Raw genomic sequence first — 4,001 nt, forward strand, 5'->3', positions numbered from 1 at the left:
CCATTAGAGTGGCTTACCCAAACCCTGAGAAAAATCCCTGAGTATAAGATCAACCAGTTACATGAATTACTGCCTATAAGAAAATAATCATAATTAAATACACGCCCAACACCGAAGGGATACTTTTTGAGGGCCGTTGAGACTAAAGAATAGATTGACCGAAGGGATAAATACGAATCTATTAAGGTAATTCACCCGGATTAAAAATCCTATGCTTAAACCAGCACGCATGGCGCTATCGCTATATGCATTAGGGGGTATCTTATGACCAGTGTGAAGGGAAAGGATTGATGTTCCCAGTTATCGTGTGTGATGTCCTTTTAGTCAACCTAACAGCACAAGTCTGAAAATAATTGATTTGTAAGGACTCATTCATATCTATTTTCCACGTATACTGAAAAATCCGATATAATGTATTGTCATCAACCTTGCTAGAACCAGTTGATTTTCGACTGTTCACACCAATCCTTATATTTTCTAATATGAAGAGCCCCATTCCTTTTTCTTTAAGACTCTTTCTAAATCAATTTCTGTGTCCCAATCCATAAACCAAGTTTTTTGTTTCATTATTTCTTTGATTTCATCTTCCTCCTTACCACCTTTTGCATACTTTGATGTCCTCATTAATTTTTTTTTCGTATCCAATCCAACAAACGGACAGTTAATGGTATCAAAAAACAATAAGGTTAACTCAGATTTCGTAAATGGGTCAAATTCATTTTCAAATTTTGTAATTATCTGTTCAGATATCTCATTACGCATTTTATTAAACTCTGAATTGTCACCGAAATAATATAATAACGTAATTATATGAAAGTAATTTATTCTCTTATAGTCGCTCTTTTTGTTAAGATTAAACAACTCTCGGATTTTCTTTTCACTTAAAATGTAAGCATCATCAAGTTTTTTAAGTGCGATTAAAAGATTGAGAGTTTCAATATTAGTTTCATTCTTCTTGGATTTCCTTTGGAAGATTGTCATTACAAAATCAGCTTCTCTAAATATTTTCGAAAAAATATTTTGTCTTAAATCTTCGTCTTTACTGTCAAGAAATTTACAAATGAGTACAATCATTTGGGCTAGTTTAAATGTCGCACTCGATGTAATATTTAATGAATATGCATAGAAAGAAATATCAAGAGCCAGCAATAAATAATTCTCAATAACATCTTTAGGCTTTTCAAGATCTTTATCCTTGAACAACTTTACAATCTTCTGTTTAATGTACCGTACGATGTCTGTACTTAATACATCGTATGTTAGGTTATTCCTTTGTACTTTACATTGAAAGTCTTTAATAAAGTTCTTTGATAAAGCATAAGGAGATCTTATTTTTTCAATTTTCCTTATTTTTTCGACTTCATCATTAGTAGTATTTGATTCTTCAGTTGTTACAAGCGAATTAAATAATGTATCTAAGAGGTGTTTTAGCTCTCTTTTACCGACAGCAATATTGGTAATAAATGGAGTTGTTTTTTTATCCGTTTTTGATTCATTTGTATAAAGCTTATATTCTTCAAGCTCCTTTTTATATGTTTTTTGAATGAGATTCAAGTATTCTTCATCATTTGAAAATACAAAGAAATCATCAACATATCTTCTGATTTCAAAATCAACTCCGTGTTTTAATCCTTCCTTTTTAAGAACTGAAAGTACATTTAAATCTATCTGCTGTAAAATAACTTCTGCAAATATTCTAGAGACTTCTGGCCCAACTACAATGCCATTAGTTTCATTATAATTTGCTAATTGCATTATCTTATCGAATGTATTTTCAAATGATTCCTTTCTCGAATTTCGTTTGGCACTTTCTTTATCTTTAACAGCCCACGTTACAGAGTGGGTATAAATGTTGTAAAAGCATTTACTTATATCGAATTCTAATAATAAGTTAAATCTTTGTTCTAACCTTTGGTATTCATTACGTTCATAAAACTTGTAAATCAAGTCAATTGGCTCATATGTAAAATATGATTTTAATAGACGTGTTTCTTTGTCCAATATATCAGGTATTACTTCAACCTCTTGATTTTTATGCTCATCTTCTTCAAAAACCATATCAGGTGTATAACAATATTTTGCAATATTGGCAGGTTTCCTTAATGAAAAAGGGCTTTTCGAGCACAGATGAAGTAAAACAGCATCATATTTGGAATAAAAGTCAATAAATGCCAATTGGCTTAATGGATGAATAACACTTAAAATTCTTGTATCCCCTAATACTGATTTGCGAACCTCAAAATTGAAAGGGATGCCATAAGCACCACTATTCTTTAATGATTTAATTTTCTTTTCAAATCTCTCAAATTTACCGCTGGTGATGATTGAATACAAACCATCATTTGAGAATAACATAGGTACTTCGTAGGGTAGTAACTCAGTTAATAATACCCTGTTCCTATCGTCCTTATTAATTTTTACTTTACTCACCTCCAGCAATCTTTAATATCAAGTATTTCCTCTACGCTAAAAGGGCAAAATACCTTTTTAAAATAACCATGTTTAAACGAATAGCTTGCAAGTATTTGCCTTTGCGAATTATTTAGCTTTGATGATAATTTTAAACCAAAACTCCCATATTTACTGTATAAGGTTTTTCTCAAATACAGATTTAAATCATCGAATATGTCAAAGTTTGTAATGTGGGAATAGTTGTAATAAATGCCCGCTTTTAAATCATTACCTTCTGAATTTTTTCTAACGCTAAAATTTCCTGTTAGAAATTTTATTCTGTTTTCGAGTAAAGCGAAGTTCTCGTTTTTAATAAAATCTAGAAGAGAGAGTGTAATACGTGATTTAATCTTCTTAATCTTTTTATTTGCAATTGATATGGTTAATGTTTTCTTATTTTTTATGGTTTCAGTGGTAAATTGATAACCTAAATATTCAAGCGGTTTATTAACTTTAATATTATCCCCCCTGTAAACACCTGTTTTTACTAATTTCTTATTAAGACCTTTTTCCAAGTTTCGATTGATATTTCTGTTTAAATCATTAATTACTTTTTCACTATTGCTGAATATAATGATGTCATCGACAAATCTTGCGTAAAAATAGACACCATTACTTCTCCTGACCCACTTATCGAAATTTCGCATGTACAATTCCGATAACGTAGCGCTAATATTTAAACCTCGGGGCAATCCAGTACTACCTATTAAACTTGAATTTTGGAAAAGTTTATCCAATAGGTTTTGCGAATGAAATGATAACATTGAATCATTACGCAGTTTTAAAAGAAGCCTTTCTCTGTTTATGCTTTCATAAAACTTTTCAATGTCAGTCCTAAGTATCCACATTGGACCATTTTCAGCCAATAGTGTCCTTACTTGTTTTATTATTACTCTTCTGTTAGCTTGTTTATCTTTATAAAGCCTTTTTATATTCTCATTTAGTTTTCTAATTATCAACTTCTGAGGCAATTCATGTGTCAAGTAATAATCTCCAACTTGCTTAATGTCAAATAAGAATGAACCATTAACAACCTTGGAAAAGTTGTCATCAATCTGGTAGATAAGTTCCTCCATACTCAAGCCATAATCATCCCACTCGCGCGGTTTGCAAAGTTTAATCAATTGTTGACTTGAATAATTTTGGTTCATAATATTCTTAATTTCTTAACAAGCATCGGCAAAAATTTGGCTCTTTTACAATCTGAAGCGCCAGCTAGTGGCTTTAGTTGTACAGCCTCTCTCAGCATGAAACACAATTGGACAATAACGACCATAGCGTTATCAAATCACTAAAATAGCCATAAGTCGAAACAAAAAAACCTGACCGCTAACGCGACCAGGCTTTTACCTCCTTCTCCACAAAATCAACCTTATCTTTATCGGATCACTATCCGCTTAGTCTTTTGAACGTTTCCTACACTAATTTGAGCCATATATACTCCTGCTTTCACATTACCATCAAGTGCCAGCGTAGATGAGTAACCTTTTGCTGTAGTTTCGTATACTACAGTGCCTTCTAAATTGGTGATGTTGATCACTACTTCCTCT

At 31.7% G+C, this 4,001-nt stretch carries 3 protein-coding genes; all 3 read right to left on the reverse strand.

The window, feature by feature from the left end:
* Positions 1–477 precede the first annotated feature (477 nt).
* The 3 genes from drt3b to FNH22_RS33030 all read right to left on the reverse strand — a co-directional run bounded on the left by drt3b (position 478) and on the right by FNH22_RS33030 (position 3,991).
* The gene (gene drt3b / locus FNH22_RS31500; protein ID WP_143402519.1) at positions 478–2,430 is read right to left on the reverse strand and encodes an antiviral reverse transcriptase Drt3b; all 1,953 of its coding nucleotides are present in this window, start codon (positions 2,428–2,430) and stop codon (positions 478–480) included.
* Positions 2,427–3,602: an antiviral reverse transcriptase Drt3a gene (gene drt3a / locus FNH22_RS31505; protein WP_143402520.1), complete on the reverse strand. Its 1,176-nt coding sequence runs from the start codon at positions 3,600–3,602 to the stop codon at positions 2,427–2,429. Before drt3a ends, drt3b begins: the two co-directional genes overlap by 4 nt.
* 227 nt (positions 3,603–3,829) lie before the next feature.
* Positions 3,830–3,991, reverse strand: a complete 162-nt coding sequence (locus FNH22_RS33030; RefSeq protein ID WP_370513212.1) for a T9SS type A sorting domain-containing protein — start codon at positions 3,989–3,991, stop codon at positions 3,830–3,832.
* Positions 3,992–4,001: the final 10 nt, after the last annotated feature.

The sequence above is a fragment of the Fulvivirga sp. M361 genome (genome assembly GCF_007097395.1).
Lineage (GTDB): Bacteria > Bacteroidota > Bacteroidia > Cytophagales > Cyclobacteriaceae > Fulvivirga.

What these genes read in the sequence shown, in the direction of transcription:
- drt3a (WP_143402520.1), bottom strand. Translation starts at nt 3,602, where the DNA reads ATGAACCAAAATTATTCAAGTCAACAATTGATTAAACTTTGCAAACCG.